Genomic DNA, 22,061 nt, shown 5'->3' with positions numbered 1-22,061 from the left:
CCCCGATTCGGAGTAGTCCGACGCGAGATAGTCGCCCCGTCGGGTGATCGTGAGTGAACCACCCCAAGAGGTGAACCACCGTTCTGACCGGGGGGCCGCAAGCCTTCCGGACGGCGAAAGCAGGCACGGTTCATGGCGACTTTGTGCAGACCCTCGGTGTCCGTACCAGAGCACGTGATCACGATGGAGGAGACGCTGGAGCTCGCTCGCTCCCGCCACACCGACCATCCACAACTGCCGCTGGCCCTCCGGCTGATCGAGAACACCGGTGTGCGCACCCGGCACATCGTGCAGCCCATCGAAGAGACACTGAAGCACCCGGGCTTCGAGGAGCGCAACAAGGTCTACGAGTACGAGGCCAAGGCCCGGGTGCCCGCCGTCGTCCAGCGGGCGCTCGACGAGGCCGAACTGCTCACCACCGACATCGACGTGATCGTCTACGTGTCGTGCACGGGCTTCATGATGCCCTCGCTCACGGCCTGGCTGATCAACTCGATGGACTTCGACAGCACCACCCGCCAGATACCCATAGCCCAGCTGGGCTGCGCGGCGGGCGGCGCGGCGATCAACCGGGCGCACGACTTCTGCTGCGCCTACCCGGACGCGAACGTGCTGATCGTCGCCTGCGAGTTCTGCTCGCTGTGCTACCAGCCCACCGACCTGGGCATCGGATCGCTGCTCTCCAACGGCCTGTTCGGCGACGGGATCGCGGCCGCGGTGGTGCGCGGCCGGGGCGGCGAGGGCATCGAACTGGAGCGCAACGGCTCGTACCTGATCCCCAAGACCGAGGAATGGATCATGTACGACGTCCGGGCCACCGGCTTCCACTTCCTGCTGGACAAGCGGGTGCCGGGCACCATGGAACCGCTCGCCCCGGCGCTGCAGGAACTGGCCGGGAGGCACGGCTGGGACGCCTCCGACCTGGACTTCTACATCATCCACGCGGGCGGCCCGCGGATTCTGGACGACCTCAGCAAGTTCCTCCAGGTCGATCCGCACGCCTTCCGGTTCAGCCGGGCCACGCTCACCGAGTACGGCAACATCGCCAGCGCCGTCGTCCTCGACGCGCTGCGCCGGCTCTTCGACGAGGGCGGCGCCCAGCACCGGGCGCGCGGGCTGCTGGCCGGGTTCGGCCCCGGCATCACCGCGGAGATGGCCCTGGGCCGCTGGCACCGCCCGGGCGAAGGGACGGAGTGAACCGGCATGACCGAAGAGACGCTCACCGAGGCCGTGCCCCCGGTCCGGCACTGGCCGGCGCTGGACCTGACCGGCCTGGACTTCGACCCGGTGCTGACCGAGCTGATGGCCGAGGGCCCCGTCACCCGCATCAAGCTGCCCAACGGCGAGGGCTGGGCCTGGCTGGTCACGCGTCTGGACGACGTCCGCACGGTGACCAACGACCCGCGCTTCGGCCGTGAGGCGGTGATGGACCAGCCGGTCACCCGGCTCGCCCCGCACTTCATCCCCGAACGCGGTGCGGTCGGCTTCCTCGACCCGCCTGACCACACGCGGCTGCGCCGCTCGGTGGCCGCCGCCTTCACGGCGAAGGGCGTGGAACGGATCCGCGGCCGCTCACGGCTGCTGCTCGACGAGCTGGTGGACGAGCTGCTCCAGGACGGCCCGCCCACCGACCTCACCGCGACCGTCCTCAGCCCGTTCCCGATCGCGGTGATCTGCGAGCTGATGGGGGTGCCGGCGGCCGACCGGCACAGCATGCACACCTGGACCCAGCTCATCCTGTCCTCCGCGCACGGCGCGCAGGTCAGCGAGAAGGCCAAGCACGAGATGGGCGCGTACTTCGCCGACCTCATCGGCCTGCGGGAGGGCTCCACCGGCCATGACGTCACCTCCCTGCTCGGCGCCGCGGTGGGGCGCGGCGAGATCACCTCGCAGGAGGCCGTCGGTCTCGCCGTGCTGCTGCAGATCGGCGGCGAGGCGGTCACCAACAACAGCGGCCAGATGTTCTACCTCCTGCTGACCCGGCCGGAGCTGGCCGAACGGCTGCGCGCCGAACCGGAGATCCGCCCGCGGGCCATCGACGAGATGCTGCGCTACATCCCGCACCGCAACGCGGTCGGCCTGTCGCGCATCGCCCTGGAGGACGTGGACATCAAGGGCGTGCGGATCCGGGCGGGCGACCCGGTCTACGTCTCCTACCTGGCCGCCAACCGCGATCCGGAGGTCTTCCCCGACCCGGACACGATCGACTTCGCGCGCAGCCCGAACCCGCATGTGTCCTTCGGCTTCGGCCCGCACTTCTGCCCCGGCAACATGCTGGCGCGCCTGGAGTCCGAGCTGCTGGTCGACGCGCTGCTGGACCGGGTGCCGGGCCTGAGGCTGGCCGTGCCGCCGGATCAAGTGCCCTTCAAGAAGGGCGCGTTGATCCGCGGTCCCGAGGCCCTGCCGGTCACGTGGTGACGCTCCGGTGACCGCCACGGAGGGCCTGCTGGTGCCGCCCGGCCACGGCAGGGTCGTCCAGACCCCCGCCCAGCGCGTGACCTTCAAGGTCACCGGCACCCACTCACGCACCGCCTCCACCTTCGAGGTGGAGGTCCCGCCCGGCTTCGACGTCGGAGCCCATGTGCACACCCGCAGCGAGGAGCTGTTCTACGTCCTCGACGGCGAGCTGGACGTCCTCGCCTTCGAGCCCCGCGTCCGCACCCCCGACAACTGGCAGAGGTGGGAGTCCGGTTCGGGCGGCCGGGTGGTGCGCGCGACGCCCGGCACGCTCATCGTCGTACCGCCGGGCTGCCCGCACGCGTTCGCCAACCCGACGGACACCCCCGCGAAGATGTTCTTCCAGGCGTCCCCGCCCCCGGACCACGAACGCTACTTCGAGGAACTCCTGGAGATCCTCGGCAACGGAGGCCCGCCTGACCACGCGGCGATCGAGGAACTCCGCTCCCGCTACGACATCGAGCAGCTGACTCCCCTACGGCACCGGTGAGTCCCCGGCTGCGGTGGTGAACTCCGCCTGGGCTGCGCCGTGTTCACTCCCTGGCCCCGATCGCCTCGACCGGGCGGAGGCGCAGCAGCACCCGGGTCGGCACCATCGTGCCCGCGGTGGCCAGGACCGCGGTGACACCCGCGATCGCCAGGTAGCCGAGGCCCGGCACGGACGGCCACGGGGTGCCGCCCAGGCCGACGGCGACGAGGGTCAGGGGGAAGACGGCCAGCACGGTGCCCAGCCCCACCCCGGACAGCACGACGACGGCGCTCTCCCTGCGCATCATGCCGGCGACCTGACGGCGCGCGGTGCCGGAGAGCCGCAGCAGCGCGAACTCCCGGCGGCGGGCGGCCGTCGCCATCGCGAGGGTGTTGACGACGGTGATCGCCGTGTAGGCGATGATCAGGCCCACCACCAGGTAGTTGACCCAGGCGTTGGCGCGCTGCTCCGCCAGCTGGTCGTCGGCGGCGAGGCCGTCGCGGAGCACCGTGCCGGGGTAGGCCGCCGCGAGACCCGACAGGGCCCGGGTGAGGCCGTGCGCGGCGGGGGCGGAGCGGACCAGGACGGACTCGTCGGCCTTGCGGGTGGTGTGGGCGAGCAGGAGGTCGTGGTCCAGGGTGACGTCCGCGAAGCCGAAGCCCCGGGTGTACACGGCGATCACCTTGCCCCGGAACGGGGTGCCGTCGCCGAGGTGGAGGCGGGCGGTGTCGCCGACGCCGAGGCCGAGCCAGGAGGCCGCGGTGGTGCTGATCGCCAGGGTGCGGGGCGACAGCTTCGACAGGTCGCCGCTTCGGGCGTGCAGGTCGAGGGTGGTGCCGAGCGCGGCGGGGTCCACGCCCTGCGCGCCGAGCGAGACGGCCTCCTGGCCGCCGAGGAGCCGGCCCGCGCCGACGACCTTGGACTTCACCAGTCCGGTGGCCGACCGCACCTGCCGCAGCTCCCGCACCTTCGCGGCCAGGTCGGGCGACACCCCGCCGGGCGCGGTCAGCACATGGTCGGCGACCATGCCGGCCCGCACCTGGTCGGAGGACTCCCGCAGCGCCGTGGTCTGGGTGAAGACGACGGTCGAGGCGAAGGAGACGGCGAGCACGAGCGGGGTGATCGCGCCGGCCAGCCGGCCCACGTTGGCACGGGTGTTGGCGGCCGCGAGGTAGCCGGTGACGCCGGTCCGATCGAGCAGGGGCGCCAGCAGCCGTACGGCCGCACGGGAGAGCAGGGGGCCGAGGACGGCGGTGGCGATCACCAGGATGAGCACGAGGGAGTTGGCGAGTCCGACCAGGGTGAAGAAGTCGGCGTGCTGCACCAGGCCGGTGACGAAGGTCCCGGCCGCGAGCGCCAGCAGCACCCAGCCGGTGATCCTGCGCCCCCGGCCGAGACCGGCGGGCTCCACGGCGGCCTCGCCGAGCGCCTCGGTCGGCCGGATCCGGGTCGCGCGCAGGGCGGACGCCAGCACGGCGGCCAGGGCCGTCAGCACGGTCACCAGGATCGCGGCGAGGAACGGCAACGGGCTGACGGCGAGCGGGAAGTCGGGCGGCACGATGCCGTGCCCGGCGAACCGGTCGCGCAGCCAGAGCACGAGGACCAGCCCGAGCGGAGCGCCCAGCACCCCGGCGACGAGTGCGGTGACGGCCGCCTCGGCCGCGAGCATGCGCCGGATCTGGCCGGGCGTGGTGCCGATCGCGCGCAGCAGGGCGATCTCGCGGCGGCGGTGGCGGACGGACAGCGACGTGGTGGCGTAGAGCACGAAGACGGCGATGAGCAGGACGTTGCCGCCGACGGCCGCGGCCAGCACGACCAGGTTGGAGCCGCTGACGACGACATCGAGGAACTCCGCACGGCCGCGCCCGTCGCCCGTGCGCACGCTGAGCCGGTCGTCGTCGAGTGCGGCCCGGATCGCCTCGGCCGTCCGTCCGGGCGAGGTGCCGGGGTCGGTGAGGATGCCGAACGCGTCTACTGAGGGCCCGAGTTGACGTAGGGCCGCATCCGCCAGGAAGGCCACGGACCGGCGCGGGGCCCGTCCGCCGTCGAGTGCGACGGTTCCGGCGACGGTGTAGGTGCGCGGCACGGACGTGGCCATCAGGCGGACCTCGTCGCCGGGGCGCACGCCCGCGCGTCCGGCGAGTTCGGAGTCCAGCACGACCTCGCCGGCCGTGCGCGGTGCGCGGCCCTGGGTGAGGCGGAAGCCGCCGAGGCGCAGACCGGACCAGTTGTGGGCCTCGAGTGCCGTGCCGTGGCGGCCCGTCACGGGCCTGCCGTGGACGTCCGCCAGGCGTACGGCCGCCGAGTCGTCCTCGATCACCGTACGGACGCCGTCGACCCGGCCGAGCCGGGCGGCCAACGAGCTTTCCAGAGGGACGCGTTCGGGCAACGGCTGCGACTCGTGGAGGGTCGAGCCGTCCAGGTCCTTGAGCGTCAGCTCGACCTCCTGCCGGCCCGTGACGACGGCGTCGGCGGCCGCGTACCGCTCGGCGGTGGAACCGGCCCGGATGCCCGACTCCAGCAGGACGCCGCAGGCGCCGAGCACGGCGGCGCCCAGCAGCAGGGCGACGAAAGTACCGGCGAAACCGCCCTTGCGGCCCTTCAGGGTCCGCAGCGCGAGGGTCAGCATCACACCGCCCTCCGCAGGCCCGACATGACCTCGGCGACACGGTCGGCGCCGGGATCGACCAGGCCGTCGACGACGCGTCCGGCGCTGAGGAAGAGCGCCTGGTCGGTGTGGGCGGCGGCCACCGGGTCATGGGTGACCATCACGACCGTCTGGTGCAGATCGGTGACGGCCTGACGCAGCAGGACCAGGATGTCCCGGGCGGTCTCCGGGTCGAGCGCTCCGGTGGGCTCGTCGGCGAAGATCACTTCGGGCCGGGTGACCAGGGCGCGGGCGATCGCGACCCGCTGCTGCTGCCCGCCGGAGAGCTGCGCGGGGAAGCGGCCGAGCCGCCCGCCCAGGTCGACGGCGCCGACGATGTGCTCCAGCCAGGCCGGCTCGGGCTGCCGTCCGGCCAGCCGCAGCGGCAGGGTGATGTTCTGTTCGACGGTGAGCGACGGGAGCAGGTTGAACGCCTGGAAGACGAAGCCGATCCGGGTCCGGCGCAGCTCCGTCAGCCGCCGCTCCCGGAGGGCCGAGAGCTCCTGGCCGCCGAGGCGCACCTCGCCCGCCGTGGGCCGGTCGAGCCCGGCCGCGCAGTGCAGGAACGTGCTCTTGCCGGAGCCCGACGGCCCCATCACCGCGGTGAAGGTGCCGGACTCGATGCCCGCGCTGACCTTGTCCAGGGCCAGCACGGCGTCCGGTCCCTCCCCGTACTGCTTGGTCACGTCCGTGAGGTGGACCGCGTACCGGCTTGCGAGCACCGTGACTCCTCGTGCGACTGTCCGTGATTGATGCCTCAAGTGCACCGGCGCCGACGGCACTTGGCCTCGGCCGTGCCGCCGAACCGGTGTCTCGGCCGGTCGGGCGAGGCGGCCGGGCCTCTCCTCCTTGCGGAGGAGGCTCCTGGGAGGAGAGGCGCCGCCCGCTTTCCGCCCCAGGGGAGATCACGGGCGCGGGAGATCCGTCTACGGTGATGGCATGGACCGGATGGAGTCGCTCGCGGGACGCCCGATACCCCGGGCCGTCACCGACACCGCCCTGGCCCTGCTGCTGACCGCCGGCTGCCTGGCCCTGCCGGTGGCGATGCCGCCGGGCGGTCCCGAACTGCGGTCGCCGGACGCGTACTTCGTCGTCCTCGTCCTGCTGACGACCCTGCCGCTGGCCGTGCACCGGCTCTTCCCGCTGCCCGCGCTGGTGGTGGCGGCGGCGTCCGCGGGCGTGCTCCAGAGCCTGCACTACGTGCCCGAGCTGTCCGGGTCCGAGGGGACGTCCATCGGGCCCACCTACGCCGCCGTCGCCACGGCCGTCCTGCTGACCGCGATGCGCTGCACGCCGCGGATCGCCACCCTGGTCGGGGCGGTGGTCATCCCGGCGGCGGCCGTGACCGAGGCGGCGCTCGCCCCGGCCGGGCACCGGATCACCGCGCTGTTCACCGACGCGGTACTGCTGGTCGCCGCCTGGGCGCTGGGGCGGCTCACCCGGGCCCGTGCGGCCATCCGCGACCAGGCGCTGGAGCGGGCCGCCGCCCTGGAGCGGGAGCAGGCCGCCGACGCACGGGCCGCGGTCATGGAGGAACGAGCCCGGATCGCCCGCGAGTTGCACGACATCGTCGCGCACAACGTCAGCCTGATGGTCGTGCAGACCATCGCCGCCGACCGGGTCCAGGAGCGCGACGCGGGCAAGGCCCACGAGCTGCACGGCACCATCGAGGAGACCGGCCGGGCCACGGTCACCGAGCTGCGCCGGCTGCTCGACGTGCTGCGCACCGACGAGGAGGCGGCGGGCGACGCCGCCAAGGAGCCGCCTCAGCCCACGATCGAGGCGCTGCCCGCGCTGGTGGACTCGGTGCGCGCGGCCGGGCTCGAGATCGACCACCGCACCACCGGCACCCCCGCCGAGCTGCCCGCCGGGTCACATCTGACCGTGTACCGGGTCGTGCAGGAGGCGCTCACCAACACCCTCAAGCACGCGGGCCGCACCCGGACCGCGCTGCGGATCGCCTGGGAGCCCGAGCACGGGCGGCTCACCGTGCGCCTGTGCGACGACGGGCCGCGGCCCGACGGCGAGCCGGTTCGGACCCCGGTCGCGGCGCACGGCACCGGGCACGGCCTGGTCGGCATGCGCGAGCGGGTGGGGGCCGTGGGCGGGTCCCTGCACGCCGGTGCCCGGCCCGGCGGCGGCTACTGCGTGCACGCCGTCATCCCGATCCCCCCGTCCGTCTCCGTTCCCGCATCCGTCACCGCTTCCGCGTCCGTCATCGGTTCCGCACCACGGCACGAAGGGCACTCCCCGTATGCAGGTCATCCGCGTCCTGCTGGTCGATGACCAGCCGATGATCCGGACGGGGTTCCGGCTCATCCTCGAATCGGAGCCGGACATCGACGTCGTCGGCGAGGCGTCGGACGGCGACGAGGCGGTGGCAGGCACCGAGGCCCTGCGGCCGGACATCGTCCTGATGGACATCCGCATGCCCGGCACGGACGGGGTCGAGGCGACGCGGCGCATCGTACGGTCCGGCTCGCCCAGCAAGGTGGTGATCCTGACGACGTTCGACCTGGACGCCGACGTGGTGGACGCGCTGCGGGCCGGAGCCAGCGGGTTCCTGGTGAAGGACGGCCCCGCCGACTCCCTGGTGGGCGCGATCCGCACGGTCGCCGACGGCGACGCGGTGCTCTCCCCCCGCATCACGCACCGGCTGCTCGACCGGTTCGCGCACCTGGGCGCACCCGACGAGGAGCCGGTGCCGCGCCGGCTCGACGCGCTCACCGGCCGTGAACTCGACGTGCTCCGCGCGCTGGCCCGCGGGCTGTCGAACGCGGAGATCGCGCTAGAACTCGGCGTGGGCGAGACGACCGTGAAGACGCACATCGCCCACATCCTGGACAAGTACGGCCTCCGCGACCGGGTCCAGGCCGTCATCCTGGCGTACGACAGCGGCCTGGTGGTCCCCCGCGGAGGCCGCCCGGTGCCCTAGCGCCCCGACGGCGGTGCGGTGACCTGGCCCCGATGGGGGCGCGGGGAACTCAGCGGATCGGCATGCCCGACAGCGTGCGGGCGATCACCAGGCGCTGGATCTCGCTCGTGCCCTCGAAGATGGTGTAGATCGCGCTGTCGCGGTGCATCCGCTCGACCGGGTACTCGCGGGTGTAGCCGTTGCCGCCGAGGATCTGGACGGCCTGCGCGGTGACCTTCTTCGCGGTCTCGCTGGCGAAGAGCTTGGACATCGAGCCCTCGGCCGCGGTGAACGGCTTGCCGTTGACCGCCATCCACGAGGCGCGCCACACCAGCAGCCGGGCCGCGTCGATCTGCGTCCGCATGTCGGCCAGCTGGAAGGCGACGCCCTGGTTGTCGATGATCGGGCGGCCGAACTGCTCACGGGTCTTGGCGTAGTCGAGGGCGACCTCGTACGCGGCCCGGGCGGTGCCCACCGCCATCGCGCCGACGGCCGGGCGCGACGCCTCGAACGTCGCCATGGCGGCGTTCTTCACGCGCTCGCCGCCCGCCTTGGCCCGCTCCCGGGCCCGGGCGAAGCGCTCGTCGAGCTTCTCCTTGCCGCCGAGCAGGCAGGAGCCGGGGACGCGCACGTCCTCCAGGACGACCTCGGCGGTGTGCGAGGCGCGGATGCCGTGCTTCTTGAACTTCTGCCCCTGGGACAGGCCCGGGGTGCCCGGCGGGATGATGAAGGACGCGTGACCCTTGGAGCCCAGCTCGGGGTCGACGACCGCGACCACGACGTGGACGTTGGCGATGCCGCCGTTGGTCGCCCAGGTCTTCGTGCCGTTGAGCACCCACTCGTCCTTGGCCTGGTCGTACACGGCACGCGTGCGCATGGAGGCCACGTCGGAGCCGGCGTCGGGCTCGGAGGAGCAGAAGGCGGCGACCTTGACGTCGTTGGCGTCGCCGTACATCTGCGGGATCCAGGTGCCGATCTGCTCCTCGGTCCCGTTGGCGAGAACGCCCACGGCGGCCAGGCCGGTGCCTACGATCGACAGGGCGATGCCCGCGTCGCCCCAGAACAGCTCCTCCATCGCCATCGGGATACCGAGCCCGGTGGGGTCGAAGTACTGCTGGGCGTAGAAGTCGAGGGAGTAGATGCCGACCTTCGCGGCCTCCTGGATGACAGGCCAGGGAGTCTCCTCACGCTCGTCCCATTCGGCGGCCGCGGGCCGTATGACGTCTGCGGCGAAGCCGTGCAGCCAGTCCCGGACCTCCTTCTGTTCGTCGTTGAGCTCCATGGTGAACTCGGCCATGTCCCCTCCAGCGGCGGCACATCTGTGTGTTACTAGCGGTAACACTAATGTGTTACCCGCGGGTAGGAAAAGTCAACTCCCGATGACGGTCGGCAGCCAGTTCGATGCACTGGGCATGTTGAGTGTTAGTTTGCGCAGGCGTCACCGAAACAGCACGGGTGGGGAGAGCTCATGGACACCACGCAGCGGACCGAGCAGCAGCGGTCCGCCGACCGACGTCGGCGCGAACTGCTGGAGGCCGCGGACCGGGTGGTGCTGCGTGACGGCCCGCAGGCCTCGATGAACGCGATCGCGGCCGAGGCCGGCATCACCAAGCCCATCCTCTACCGGCACTTCGGCGACAAGAGCGGACTTTACGCGGCGCTGGCCACGCGCCACACGGACGCCCTGCTGGATTCGCTGCGGGCGGCCCTGGACGCACCGGCCGACCGGCGTGAGCGGGTCGAGGCCACGCTGGACACCTATCTCGCCGCAATCGAGGCACGTCCGCAGGTCTACCGGTTCCTGATGCATCCGGCGGAGGGCTCCCAGAGCGACCCGGGCAGCGACCAGGGCTTCGACGTCGGCAAGCACTCCGCCCCGCTGCTGCGCAGGATGGGCGAGGAACTGGCCCAGGTCATCGACGACCGCCTCGACCTCGGACCGGAGAGCCAGCAGCTGGCCCGGGTGTGGGGCCACGGGATCGTCGGCATGATGCACGCCGCCGGCGACTGGTGGCTGTACGAACAGCCATGCTCGCGCGCGGACTTGGTGCGCATCCTGGCCGACCTGCTGTGGGGCCGGCTGGCCGCGGCCGGCGACAAGATCGGCGGCCCGGGCTTCTAACCCCGCCCGCTCCAGGACGCCTTCGCCGCCTGGCGCAGCACCTTCCGCCTGCGCCATCCGGCCAGGCGGTCCACGTACACCCGTCCCTCCAGGTGGTCGCACTCGTGCTGGAGGCAGCGGGCGAAGAACCCCGTGCCGTGCACGGTGACCGGCTCCCCGGTCACCGTCACGCCCTCGACCACCGCATGGTCGTAGCGCTCCGTCCCGGCCTCCAGGCCCGGCAGGGACAGACAGCCCTCCGGTCCCCGCACCACCACTCCGTCGGCCTCGACCAGCCGGGGGTTCACCACGTGCCCGAGGTGCCGTACGTCCTCGTCGTCGGGGCAGTCGTAGACGAACACCCGCAGGGCGCGCCCCACCTGGTTCGCCGCCAGGCCCACTCCGCGCGCCGCGTACATCGTCGCGAACAAGTCCTCCACCAGGGACGCCAGTTCGGGTCCGAAGTCGGTCACCTCCGCACAGGGGGTGTGAAGCCGCGGGTCACCGTGGAGGGTGAGGGGTCTCACGCGGCCGCGGGTGCCCGGGATGAAGCTGTTTCGCATGGCCGCAAGGGTACGGCGATTCGGGAGTGCGAATGGATCTCGATAGGCTGACCACCACCACGTTGCCGTCAGGCAGGAGCGCGGCGCGTACGCAAGGAGGATCGAGAACTGATGTCAGGCAACTCGGACCCGCTCACGCCGCGGGCCAAGCTCGCCGTGACCGCGGGCAAGGCGGTCGCTGCGGCGTCCCGTGCCGCGGGCCGCGGCAGCGGATCGGTGATCGGCGGCCGGGTCGCGCTGAAACTCGACCCCGACCTCCTGGCGCGGCTCGCCCAGAACCTGGACGTGGTCCTGGTCTCGGCGACCAACGGCAAGACCACCACGACCCGGCTGATCGCCGAGGCGCTGCGGGCCGCGGGCCCGGTCGTCTCCAACGCGCTCGGCGCCAACATGCCCGCCGGCATCACCTCGGCCCTGGCCGGCAGCTCCGAGGCGCGCTACGGCGTGATCGAGGTCGACGAGAAGTACCTCGCCGGCGTCGCCCGGGACACCGACCCCAAGTGCATCGCGCTGCTCAACCTCTCGCGCGACCAGCTCGACCGCGCGGCCGAGACCCGCATGCTCGCGGAGAACTGGCGTGAGGGACTCGCCGGCTCGAAGGCCGTGATCGTCGCCAACTGCGACGACCCGCTCGTCGTGTGGGCCGCGTCCTCCTCCCCCAACGTCATCTGGGTCGCCGCCGGCCAGATGTGGAAGGACGACGCCTGGTCCTGCCCGTCCTGCGGCGGCGTGATGCAGCGGCCCGGCGACGACTGGTTCTGCGGCGAGTGCGGCTTCCGCCGTCCCACGCCCAGCTGGGCGCTGTCCGGCGACCACGTCCTGGACCCGCACGGGTCCGCCTGGCCCATCCACCTCCAGCTGCCCGGCCGCGCCAACAAGGCCAACGCCGCCAGCTCCGCCGCCGTGGCCGCCGTCTTCGGCGTGCCGCCGCAGGTCGCCCTGGAGCGGATGTACCAGGTGCAGGCGGTCGCCGGCCGCTACGACATCGTCCAGTTCCAGCAGCGCGACCTGCGTCTGCTGCTGGCGAAGAACCCGGCCGGCTGGCTGGAGACGTTCAGCCTGATCGACCCGCCGCCGACCCCGGTGATCCTCTCCGTGAACGCGCGCGGCGCCGACGGCACCGACACCTCCTGGCTGTGGGACGTCGACTACACGCGTCTGACCGGCCACCCGATCTGCGTGATCGGCGACCGCAAGCTGGACCTCGCGGTGCGCCTGGAGGTCGCGAACCAGCAGTTCCAGGTCTGCGAGGACCTCGACCAGGCGGTGCAGGCGAGCCCGCCGGGCCGGATCGAGGTCATCGCCAACTACACCGCGTTCCAGGACCTGCGCCGCCGGGTCGGCAACTGACACCTCAGGGGACACAAGTGAGCGACAACAGCCTGCGGGTCGTCTGGGTCTACCCCGACCTGCTCAGCACCTACGGCGACCAGGGCAACGTGCTGGTCGTGGAGCGCCGGGCCCGGCAGCGGGGCCTCGACGTGGCCCGGCTCGACGTGCGCAGCGACCAGCCGATCCCCACCTCCGGGGACATCTACCTGATCGGCGGCGGCGAGGACCGCCCGCAGCGGCTGGCGGCCGAGCGGCTGCGCCGCGACGGCGGCCTGAACCGGGCCGCGGAGAACGGCGCGATCCTGTTCTCGGTCTGCGCCGGCTACCAGATCCTCGGCCACGAGTTCATCAACGACCTCGGCCAGCGCGAGCCGGGCCTCGGCCTGCTCGACGTGGTCTCGGTGCGCGGCGAGGGCCAGCGGTGCGTCGGCGACGTGCTCGGCGACATCGACCAGCGCCTCGGCCTGCCGCCGCTGACCGGCTTCGAGAACCACCAGGGCGTCACCCACCTCGGCCCGACCGCCCGCCCGTTCGCCAAGGTGCGGATCGGCAACGGCAACGGCACGGGCGACGGCACGGAAGGCGCGTACAACGACACGGTCTTCGGTACGTACATGCACGGCCCCGTGCTGGCGAGGAACCCGCAGATCGCGGACCTGCTGCTGAAGCTCGCGCTGGACGTGAACGCGCTGCCGCCGACGGACGACCGGTGGTACGAGGCGCTGCGCAACGAGCGCATCGCCTCGGCACAGCAGCCCGCCTAGTCACGGAGAGCGCCGGCAGCCCCCCTCGCACCGGGCTGCCGGCCCCTCGGAACCAGCCCGTCTGACGGCGCGTCCGCACAGGTGAGCGCGGTCGTCCAGCAGTCGGACGTACAGTGCGGCCCCGCCCCCTCCTGCCGTTAGGGTGGCGGGGTTCGAGCCGGACAGCGTGGTCCGGTCCCGGCCACGTTGGAGAAGGTTTTTCGGGCTATGCGCATTGGTGTCCTCACGTCCGGCGGCGACTGCCCCGGCCTGAACGCCGTCATCAGGTCCGTCGTGCACCGCGCCGTGGCCGACCACGGCGACGAGGTCATCGGCTTCCGGGACGGCTGGAAGGGCCTCCTGGAGTGTGACTACCTCAAGCTCGATCTCGACGCGGTGGGCGGCATCCTGGCCCGCGGCGGCACGATCCTCGGCTCCTCCCGGGTCCAGCCCTCGCATCTGCGCGACGGGGTGGAGCGGGCCAAGGGCCATGTCGAGGAGCTCGGGCTCGACGCGATCATCCCCATCGGCGGCGAGGGCACGCTCAAGGCGGCCCGGCTGATGTACGACAGCGGGCTGCCGATCGTCGGCGTCCCCAAGACCATCGACAACGACATCGCGGTGACCGACGTCACCTTCGGCTTCGACACGGCCGTCGGTGTCGCCACCGAGGCGCTGGACCGGCTCAAGACGACCGCCGAGTCCCACCAGCGCGTCCTGGTCGTGGAGGTCATGGGCCGCCACACCGGCTGGATCGCGCTGCACTCCGGCATGGCGGCCGGCGCCCACGCCATCGTCGTACCGGAACGGCCCTTCGACATCGAGGAGTTGGCCCGCAAGGTCGGACAGCGCTTCGAGGCGGGCAAGCGGTTCGCCATCGTGGTGGCGGCGGAGGGTGCCAAGCCCAAGGCCGGGTCCATGGATTTCGACGAGGGCGGCAAGGACATCTACGGCCACGAGCGCTTCGCCGGGATCGCCCGCCAGCTCTCCATCGAGCTGGAGCAGCGGCTGGGCAAGGAGGCGCGTCCGGTGATCCTCGGGCACGTCCAGCGCGGCGGTACCCCGACCGCGTACGACCGCGTGCTGGCCACGCGGTTCGGGTGGCATGCCGTGGAGGCCGTGCACCGCGGGGAGTTCGGCCACATGACCGCGCTGCGTGGCACGGACATCGTGATGGTGCCGCTCGCCGAGGCCGTGGAGACGCTGAAGACGGTGCCGGTGGAGCGCTACGACGAGGCGGAGTGCGTGCTCTGACCGTCTGACGGACGGACAGTACCGACCCCGGTCACGGACGTGGCCGGGGTCGGTCATACCCTGGTTCGGACAACTCGCACAACCCCCTCGAATCAGGAGCCGTTGGATGGATCACAGCGGGCACGGCATGACCATGGATCTGCCGCCGTTCACGCTGGGGCGGGGGCTTCAGTGGTCGGCGGACCCGTTCTTCCTGGTGGCCTGCCTCGTGGGGCTGGGTCTGTACGCGTACGGCGTGGTGCGGCTGCGGCGGCGCGGTGACACCTGGTCGGCGGCGCGGACGGTCTCGTTCGTCATCGGCGTGCTGACCATCGGCCTGGTGATGTGCACCAGGCTGAACGACTACGGCATGGTCATGTTCAGCGTGCACATGGTGCAGCACATGATCATCAGCATGCTGTCGCCGATCCTGATCCTGCTCGGCGCCCCGGTCACGCTCGCCCTGCGCGCGCTGCCGACCGCCGGCAAGGGCCGCAAGGGGCCGCGCGAGCTGCTCCTGATGCTGCTGCACAGCCGGTACATGCGGGTCATCACGCACCCGGCGTTCACCATCCCGCTGTTCATCGCGAGCCTGTACGCGCTGTACTTCACGCCGCTGTTCGACTTCCTGATGGGGTCGAAGACCGGGCACATCGCGATGATGGTGCACTTCCTGGCCGTCGGCGTCGTGTTCTTCTGGCCGATCATCGGCGTCGACCCCGGCCCGCAGCGCCCGGGTTACCTCATGCGGATGCTGGAGCTGTTCGCGGGCATGCCGTTCCACGCCTTCTTCGGCATCGCGCTGATGATGGCGTCGACGCCGATGGTGGAGACGTTCAAGAACCCGCCCGCCTCGCTCGGCATCGAGGCCCTGTCCGACCAGACCGCGGCCGGCGGCATCGCCTGGGCGTTCAGCGAGATCCCCTCCGTACTGGTCCTGCTCGCCCTGCTGTTCCAGTGGTACGGCTCCGAGCAGCGGCAGGCCCGGCGCAAGGACCGGGCCGCCGATCGCGACGGCGACAAGGAACTCGAGGCATACAACGCCTATTTGGCCTCATTGAACGCACGCGGCCGGTGAAGGCTTCGCCTTTCGTCGGGTTTCAGTAGCATGAAGTGCATCGGGGGAACCGCCAGGGGGAGCGGTGATGACACTTCACGCATTTATGCAAGGAGCCGGGAAATCGGCGATCCGAAAGATCTCCGTCCTGCTCGTATTCATCTTCGCGCTCAGCGCATGTGATCGGGGTACGCCGCTGCTGCTCGTGAAGGCGGCGGCCGCGGGAGTTCCTTCTCTCGCGCCGTTCTTCGACGAGAGAAGCGGCCTCGGGCGCGACGCCGAGGGGGTCAGGCCGCAGGCCGTCCACGGCAGCCTGCAGCAGGGGGACACACCCGGCCTGTACGGCGGAACGCCTGGTCTGTACGGGGGCACGCGGCAGCCGACGGTCTGCGACGTCAAGCGGCTCAAGGCCTTTCTCACCGACCCCGCCAACCGCCGAAAGGCGCAGGCGTGGGCCGACGCGGTGGGCATCGACACGGCCGGGATTCCGGGATATCTGGACCGGCTCACTCCTGTTCTCCTGCGTCACGACACGCTCGTGGTGAATCACGACTACAGAAGGGGAAAGGCCACCCCCTTCAACTCGTTGCTGCAGACGGGAATCGCCGTTCTGGTCGACGAACGGGGAGTTCCGGCTGTGAAGTGCTCGTGCGGAAATCCGCTCCGCCGCTTCACGGGTGACACGAATCGGATTTCGGTCAAGTTCGAGGGCTCCAACAAGAAGTGGCACGGATATCGGCGTTCCACCGTCGTGGCCGTGCGGCCCGCGCCGCGGGACATGGCGCACCTCGCTCTGGTCGACGTGCGCGATCCCGGCCGGGGCATCGACCGGCCGGTGGGCACGACGGGCGCGCAGGACCGGACCTTCGACGCGGCCGGGCGGCGGGCGGTGCCCGACGTCACGGGGACCACGTTCGCCGAGGCGAGCCGGCAGCTGGCCGCGAAGGGCCTGGCGGCCGGGTACGCCGGGACGGAGCGGCCGCCCGACGACGCACGGGTGACGGCGTCCGATCCGCCGGCCGGGACCGCGCTGGGATTCGGGGCGTACGTGACGCTGAGCGCGACCGGGGGTACGCCGGGAAGCACGTCCGGGCCCCCTGTCGGCCCGTCAGGAGGGACGTCGAGCGGTCCGGCGACCGGTCCATCGAGCGGAACGTCGGGCAGCCCGCCCGGGGGGACGTCGAACGGGACGTCCGGCGGCCCGTCGAAGGGGACCTCGAGCGGGCCGTCCAGTGGGACGTCCTCGACGGCCGGGACCCCGTCCGGAGGGTCCGCCACTCCCCCGTCGTCCCCGGCATCCCAGCCGTCCACGACTCCGCCGGCCTCACCCTCGTCGGCCACGTCCTCGCACCCGCCGGGCGGCGGGACCGGTACGTCGTCCTCCGGGACCGCCTCGGGTCCGCCGGCCGGTTCGTCCCCGCCGGTCACGGCAAGTTCCCGCGCCCCGGTCACCAGCAGCGCGCCGCCGCCGTCGAGCGACCCGGTGACGAGCGGCGCCCCCGCCACGAGCGAGCCCGCGTCCTCGGGGCCCGCCTCCGTCGCGATCACCTAGCGCCTCGCACAACCCGGGAGTCACCGGATGCAACCAGGATCACCGACGTCGGGAGTGGGCCGGGTCATCGCCGGCCGCTATCTGCTGCTGAACCGGCTCGGCAGCGGCGGCATGGGCCATGTGTGGCTCGCCCACGACCAGAGACTCGCCTGCGAGGTCGCGCTCAAGGAGATCGTCTTCCGGGACGCGGACCCCGGCACCGAGGAGCGCGAGGCCCGGGTCGCCCGCGCGCGGGCCGAGGCCCGGCACGCGGCGGGGCTGCGCGGCCATCCGCACGTGGTGACCGTCCACGACGTGCAGGAGCACGACGGGCTGCCGTGGATCGTGATGGAGTACGTCGCGGGCGCCGTCGACCTCAAGGAGCTGGTCGCCACACGCGGCCCGCTCGCGCCCGCGGAGTGCGCCCGCCTCGGGCTCGCCGTGCTGGACGCGCTGACCGCCGGGCACGAGCGGGGCGTGATGCACCGGGACGTGAAGCCGGCGAACATCCTGCTGGCGCCGGACCGCACGGGGGCGCCGCACGGCCGCATCCTGCTCACCGACTACGGCATCTCGGTGCAGCCGGACGCCGGCGAAACCCGCTACACCATGGCGTCGGTGCTGGTGGGCACCTCGGGCTACCTGGCGCCGGAGCGCGCCACGGGCGGTACGCCCACCCCGGCCGCCGACCTGTTCTCGCTGGGCTGCACGCTCTACTACGGCGTGGAGGGCCGCGGCCCCTTCGAGCGCGAGTCGAACCTCGCCGAGGTCACCGCGGTCGTCATGGAGGAGCCGCGGCCGGCCGTGCGGGCCGGCGCGCTGGGCCCCGTCGTGCTGGGCCTGCTCGCCAAGGACCCCGGACGGCGGCCGTCCGCCCAGGAGGCGGAGGCGGCGCTGTCGCGGATCGTGACACCGCAGGCCGACTCCTACGCCCGTACCCAGACCGACCTCGGCTCGCAGCCGCCGTGGGCCGCGATGGCGCCCGCCGCTCCCCCGCCGGGGCCCGGTGCCGTCCCGGACGGCTTCGGGCCGGTCGTCGTGCAGCGCCCGGCGCCCGCGCACCGCCGCCGCGAACTGCCCCGGGCCCTGCGCGCCGCCCTGGCCGCGTCGCTCGGCCTGGTGCTGGCCCTGGGCGGGGTCTGGTACGCGACGGCGCACCAGGACTCGGGCGGGGGCGGCGCGAAGGCGTTGCCGTACGGCACGTCGGTCGGGCTCGCCAAGCCGCTCAGGGACGGGGACTGCGTGCTCGCGGACTGGCCGGACTCGGCCCGTTTCCAGGGCACGCCCCGGCTGCGCCTGCTCTCCTCCTGCGCGGGCGGGCCGCCGGACGGGCAGGTGATGGCGTTCGTGACGGCGGCGTCGGCGGACGAGGCGCGCAAGCGGGGCCCGGCCCGGTGCGAGGAGCGCACGCAGGAGGTCCGGGAGCGGCTGGCGGACGTGCGCAGCGTCGCCGTCGTGCCGAGCGACCGCGGTTTCGAGGCCGCGGGGCGGCGCACCGCCTGTCTGGTGCTGGGCGCGCACGGGCCGGTGTACGGGCCGCTCGGCGCCCACCGCACGACCGGCTCGGCCTTCGCCGACACGGCGAACATGCAGCGGCGGGACTGCCTGGAGACCCGCACCAACCGCGACGCCCGTCTGGCGTCCTGCTCCGGCCCGCACGACGAGCAGGTGCTCGGTTTCACCCGGCTGGCCAAGGCCGTCACGCTCGCGCAGGCCCGTACGGCGTCGGACACGGCGTGCGCCAGGGACGTGCCGCCGCGCGACTACGGCTTCGACCCCTCGGTCTACACCTCCGGCTCCTGGACCAGCGCCGGAGCGTGGAAGTCGGGCACGCATTTCGTCGTGTGCACCGTGCGGAGGCAGAACGGGGGCACCATGGAGGGGAACGAATCCTGAGGAGGGTGTTGCGATGCCCGGTTCCACGGACAGTTCCACGAAGACGATGGGGGCGCTCACCGTCGGCGGTCTCGTCGTGGTGACCGCCTACACGGTGGCGCTCGGTTCCAACGGCTGGCTGTGGTTCGGCTGGGTCGTGCTCGGCCTGCTCACGCTCGGGATGATCGCCACCCGCAGCAGCGCGTGAGGCTCACTTCTCGGGCATCCGGCCCGCGGGGTGCACGCCCGGCTGGTACTTGGGCAGCCGGGCGGTGATCTTCATGCCCGCCCCCACGGCGGTCTCGATGACGAGACCGTAGTCGTCGCCGTAGACCTGGCGGAGTCGGTCGTCGACGTTGGACAGGCCGATGCCGCCCGAGGGGCTGAGTTCGCCCGCCAGGATGCGGCGCAGCAGGTCGGGTTCCATGCCCGCGCCGTCGTCCTCGATGACGACCAGGGCCTCGGCGCCCGCGTCCTGCGCGGTGATGCTGATCCGGCTCTTTCCGGCGGGCAGCGCCTTGCCCTCCAGGCCGTGCTTGACGGCGTTCTCGACGAGCGGCTGCAGGCACAGGAAGGGCAGGGTCACCGGCAGCACCTCGGGGGCGATCTGCAGGGTGACGGACAGGCGGTCGCCGAAGCGTGCCCGTACGAGCGCCAAGTAGTGGTCTATGGCGTGCAGTTCGTCGGCGAGCGTGGTGAAGTCGCCGTGCCTGCGGAACGAGTAGCGGGTGAAGTCGGCGAACTCCAGGAGGAGTTCGCGGGCACGCTCGGGGTCGGTGCGCACGAACGAGGCGATCACCGCGAGCGAGTTGAAGATGAAGTGCGGGGAGATCTGGGCCCTGAGTGCCTTGATCTCGGCCTCGATCAGCCGGGTGCGGGACTGGTCCAGATCCGCCAGCTCCAGCTGGACGGAGACCCAGCGGGCGACCTCGCCGGCCGCCCGGACGAGCACCGCGGACTCGCGCGGCGCGCAGGCGACCAGGGCGCCGTGCACGCTGTCGTCGACGGTGAGCGGGGCGACGACCGCCCAGCGCACCGGGCAGTCCGGGGTGCCGCAGGACAGCCGGAAGGCCTCGCCGCGGCCGGTCTCCAGCGCTCCGGCCAGGCGTTCCATGATCTCGGTGCGGTGGTGGCCGCCGACGCCGTCCCAGACCAGGACCTCCTTCCGGTCGGTCAGGCACAGCGCGTCGGTGCCCAGCAGGGTGCGCAGCCTGCGGGCGGACTTGCGCGCGGTCTCCTCGGTCAGGCCCGCCCGCAGCGGGGGCGCCGCGAGCGAGGCGGTGTGCAGGGTCTCGAAGGTGGCGTGCTCGACGGGGGTGCCGAGCCCCCACAGGCTCTCCGGGCGGGCCGTGCGCCGGCCGAGCCAGAACCCGGCGGCCAGCAGGGGCAGGACGGCCACGCACAGCCCGGCCAGGAACCCGCTCATGCCTTCACCTCCGCCCGCAGCTGCTCCGGCAGATGGAACCGCGCCAGGATCGCCTCGGTGCCGGTCGGCACCCGCCCCGGTGTGGCCAGGGACACCAGCACCATCGCGAGGAAGCCCAGCGGCACGGACCAGAGGGCGGGCCAGGCGAGCAGCGAGTGCAACGGGCCGGTGCCCGGGAAGCCCGCCATGGTGGCGGCGACGGCCACGAACGCGGAGCCGCCGCCGATCAGCATCCCGGCGGCCGCGCCCGGCGGGGTCAGCCGGCGCCACCAGATGCCGAGCACGAGCAGCGGGCAGAAGGACGAGGCGGACACGGCGAAGGCGAGGCCGACCGCGTCGGCGACCGGCAGCCCGCCCACGATGACGCTGGCCGCGAGCGGCACGGCCATGGAGAGCACGGTGCCGAGCCGGAAGTGCCGTACGCCGCGCGTCGGGAGGACGTCCTGGGTGAGCACGCCCGCGACCGCCATGGTCAGCCCGGAGGCGGTCGACAGGAAGGCGGCGAAGGCGCCGCCCGCCACCAGCGCGCCGAGCAGGTCCCCGCCGAGGCCGCCGATCATCCGGTCGGGCAGCAACAGGACGGCGGCGTCCGCGTCGCCGGTGAGGGTGAGTTCGGGGGTGTAGAGCCGGCCGAGGGCGCCGTAGACGGGCGGCAGCAGGTAGAAGGCGCCGATCAGGCCGAGCACCGCCACCGTGGTGCGGCGTGCGGCGACGCCGTGCGGGCTGGTGTAGAAGCGCACGACGACGTGCGGCAGCCCCATGGTGCCGAGGAAGGTCGCGAGGATCAGCCCGTACGTGGCGTACAGCGGGCGTTCCTCGCGGCTCGACTCCAGCGAGGTGGACATGCCGCCGCCGGTGCCGCGGTCCGCCGCCGGGACGGGCGCGCCCTTCGCGAAGGTCAGCCGGGTGCCGGCCGCGATGCGGTGGGTGCCGGCGGGGAGCCGTATCCGCTCCTCGTCGTGGGTCCGGCCGTCGATGGTGCCGCTCGCCGTCACCACCAGCGGGCCGCGCAGGGTCAGGTCGACGCTGTCGCCCACGCGGACGGTGCGCTGCTCGCGGAAGGTGGCGGGCTCCTCGAAGGGGTGGCGGGGCGCGCCGTCGCCCTGCCAGGCCAGGACGAGGAAGAGGACGGGCACGAGCAGGGCGGTGAGCTTGAGCCAGTACTGGAAGGCCTGCACGAAGGTGATGCTGCGCATGCCGCCGGCGGCGACGGTGGCGACCACGACGAACGCCACGATGATCCCGCCGAGCGACTGGGGCGCACCGGTCAGCACCGTCAGCGTCAGCCCGGCGCCCTGGAGTTGGGGCAGCAGGTACAGCCAGCCGACGCCGACGACGAACGCCCCGGCCAGCCGCCGTACCGGATAGGAGGCGAGCCGGGCCTCGGCGAAGTCGGGCAGTGTGTAGGCGCCGGAGCGGCGCAGCGGGGCGGCGACGAACAGCAGCAGCACCAGATAGCCGGCGGTGTAGCCGACCGGGTACCAGAGCATGTCGGGGCCCTGCACCAGGACCAGGCCCGCGATGCCCAGGAAGGAGGCGGCGGAGAGGTACTCGCCGCTGATCGCGGCGGCGTTGAGGCGGGGGCCGACGGTGCGGGAGGCGACGTAGAAGTCGGAGGTGGTGCGGGAGATGCGCAGGCCGAACGCGCCGACGAGGACGGTGGCCACGACGACGAGGGCGACGGCGGGGACGGCGTAGCTGGAGTTCATCGGC

General features: G+C 72.5%; 18 protein-coding genes and 1 pseudogene. 13 read left to right on the top strand and 6 right to left on the bottom strand.

Annotated elements, in window-relative coordinates:
- Window positions 1–123: 123 nt before the first annotated feature.
- From ACFU97_RS29000 to ACFU97_RS28990, 3 genes and pseudogenes are all read left to right on the top strand, one after another.
- A pseudogene (locus tag ACFU97_RS29000) lies at window positions 124–1,197 on the top strand (type III polyketide synthase); the annotation flags it as partial.
- Window positions 1,198–1,203: 6 nt separating this feature from the next.
- Window positions 1,204–2,418 carry a cytochrome P450 gene (locus ACFU97_RS28995; RefSeq protein WP_384262262.1) on the top strand — a complete coding sequence of 405 codons (1,215 nt, stop codon included), beginning with the start codon at window positions 1,204–1,206 and terminating at the stop codon, window positions 2,416–2,418.
- Between the two features lie 7 nt (window positions 2,419–2,425).
- Window positions 2,426–2,947 (top strand): cupin domain-containing protein, encoded by a 522-nt coding sequence (locus ACFU97_RS28990; protein WP_384262260.1) that lies wholly within the window; start codon window positions 2,426–2,428, stop codon window positions 2,945–2,947.
- Window positions 2,948–2,990: 43 nt separating this feature from the next.
- Here the strand turns inward: ACFU97_RS28990 and ACFU97_RS28985 are convergent, their stop codons facing one another.
- Together ACFU97_RS28985 and ACFU97_RS28980 are read right to left on the bottom strand one after the other, a co-directional pair.
- Complete coding sequence (locus tag ACFU97_RS28985; protein WP_384262392.1) at window positions 2,991–5,555, bottom strand: FtsX-like permease family protein; 2,565 nt, start codon at window positions 5,553–5,555, stop codon at window positions 2,991–2,993.
- On the bottom strand, window positions 5,555–6,295 hold the full coding sequence (locus tag ACFU97_RS28980) for an ABC transporter ATP-binding protein (protein WP_384262258.1): 741 nt from the start codon (window positions 6,293–6,295) through the stop codon (window positions 5,555–5,557). Before ACFU97_RS28980 ends, ACFU97_RS28985 begins: the two co-directional genes overlap by 1 nt.
- Window positions 6,296–6,512: 217 nt before the next feature.
- On the opposite strand from ACFU97_RS28980, the gene ACFU97_RS28975 reads away from it, so the two are divergent.
- Window positions 6,513–7,859: a sensor histidine kinase gene (locus ACFU97_RS28975; RefSeq protein ID WP_384262256.1), complete on the top strand. Its 1,347-nt coding sequence runs from the start codon at window positions 6,513–6,515 to the stop codon at window positions 7,857–7,859.
- A complete protein-coding gene (locus ACFU97_RS28970; protein WP_384262254.1) occupies window positions 7,828–8,508 on the top strand; it encodes a response regulator in 681 nt (226 codons plus the stop codon). The genes ACFU97_RS28975 and ACFU97_RS28970 overlap by 32 nt, the downstream gene beginning before the upstream one ends.
- Window positions 8,509–8,557: 49 nt before the next feature.
- Here ACFU97_RS28970 and ACFU97_RS28965 read toward each other — a convergent pair whose 3' ends face one another.
- Window positions 8,558–9,784 (bottom strand): acyl-CoA dehydrogenase family protein, encoded by a 1,227-nt coding sequence (locus ACFU97_RS28965; RefSeq protein ID WP_384262252.1) that lies wholly within the window; start codon window positions 9,782–9,784, stop codon window positions 8,558–8,560.
- 171 nt (window positions 9,785–9,955) lie between these two features.
- Here ACFU97_RS28965 and ACFU97_RS28960 point away from each other — a divergent pair, with 171 nt between their 5' ends.
- A complete protein-coding gene (locus ACFU97_RS28960) occupies window positions 9,956–10,609 on the top strand; it encodes a TetR family transcriptional regulator (RefSeq protein ID WP_384262250.1) in 654 nt (217 codons plus the stop codon).
- Here the strand turns inward: ACFU97_RS28960 and def are convergent.
- The gene (gene def, locus ACFU97_RS28955) at window positions 10,606–11,151 is read right to left on the bottom strand and encodes a peptide deformylase (RefSeq protein WP_384262246.1); all 546 of its coding nucleotides are present in this window, start codon (window positions 11,149–11,151) and stop codon (window positions 10,606–10,608) included. The two genes, ACFU97_RS28960 and def, sit on opposite strands and share 4 nt — an antisense overlap.
- Before the next feature lie 111 nt (window positions 11,152–11,262).
- Here def and ACFU97_RS28950 point away from each other — a divergent pair, with 111 nt between their 5' ends.
- From ACFU97_RS28950 to ACFU97_RS28920, 7 genes are all read left to right on the top strand, one after another.
- On the top strand, window positions 11,263–12,501 hold the full coding sequence (locus tag ACFU97_RS28950; protein WP_384262244.1) for a MurT ligase domain-containing protein: 1,239 nt from the start codon (window positions 11,263–11,265) through the stop codon (window positions 12,499–12,501).
- A 17-nt stretch (window positions 12,502–12,518) separates the two neighbouring features.
- Window positions 12,519–13,247 carry a type 1 glutamine amidotransferase gene (locus tag ACFU97_RS28945; protein ID WP_384262242.1) on the top strand — a complete coding sequence of 243 codons (729 nt, stop codon included), beginning with the start codon at window positions 12,519–12,521 and terminating at the stop codon, window positions 13,245–13,247.
- Between the two features lie 207 nt (window positions 13,248–13,454).
- Window positions 13,455–14,480, top strand: a complete 1,026-nt coding sequence (locus ACFU97_RS28940) for a 6-phosphofructokinase (protein ID WP_384262240.1) — start codon at window positions 13,455–13,457, stop codon at window positions 14,478–14,480.
- Between the two features lie 106 nt (window positions 14,481–14,586).
- Window positions 14,587–15,537, top strand: coding sequence for a cytochrome c oxidase assembly protein (locus tag ACFU97_RS28935; RefSeq protein ID WP_384262238.1), 951 nt, complete (start codon window positions 14,587–14,589; stop codon window positions 15,535–15,537).
- Window positions 15,538–15,604: 67 nt separating this feature from the next.
- Window positions 15,605–17,068 carry a DUF6777 domain-containing protein gene (locus ACFU97_RS28930; protein ID WP_384262236.1) on the top strand — a complete coding sequence of 488 codons (1,464 nt, stop codon included), beginning with the start codon at window positions 15,605–15,607 and terminating at the stop codon, window positions 17,066–17,068.
- Between the two features lie 27 nt (window positions 17,069–17,095).
- Entirely contained in the window at window positions 17,096–18,943 is a 1,848-nt protein-coding gene (locus tag ACFU97_RS28925) for a protein kinase (RefSeq protein WP_384262233.1), read from the top strand.
- Window positions 18,944–18,956: 13 nt separating this feature from the next.
- Window positions 18,957–19,130, top strand: a complete 174-nt coding sequence (locus ACFU97_RS28920; protein ID WP_384262231.1) for a hypothetical protein — start codon at window positions 18,957–18,959, stop codon at window positions 19,128–19,130.
- 3 nt (window positions 19,131–19,133) lie between these two features.
- Here the strand turns inward: ACFU97_RS28920 and ACFU97_RS28915 are convergent, their stop codons facing one another.
- On the bottom strand, window positions 19,134–20,348 hold the full coding sequence (locus ACFU97_RS28915; RefSeq protein WP_384262228.1) for a sensor histidine kinase: 1,215 nt from the start codon (window positions 20,346–20,348) through the stop codon (window positions 19,134–19,136).
- The gene (locus tag ACFU97_RS28910; RefSeq protein WP_384262226.1) at window positions 20,345–22,057 is read right to left on the bottom strand and encodes a cation acetate symporter; all 1,713 of its coding nucleotides are present in this window, start codon (window positions 22,055–22,057) and stop codon (window positions 20,345–20,347) included. The genes ACFU97_RS28915 and ACFU97_RS28910 overlap by 4 nt, the downstream gene beginning before the upstream one ends.
- Window positions 22,058–22,061 lie beyond the last annotated feature (4 nt).

It is taken from the genome of Streptomyces sp. NPDC057616 (assembly GCF_042800575.1).
Classification (GTDB): domain Bacteria; phylum Actinomycetota; class Actinomycetes; order Streptomycetales; family Streptomycetaceae; genus Streptomyces.
This window is presented reverse-complemented; position numbering and strand designations above follow the sequence as displayed.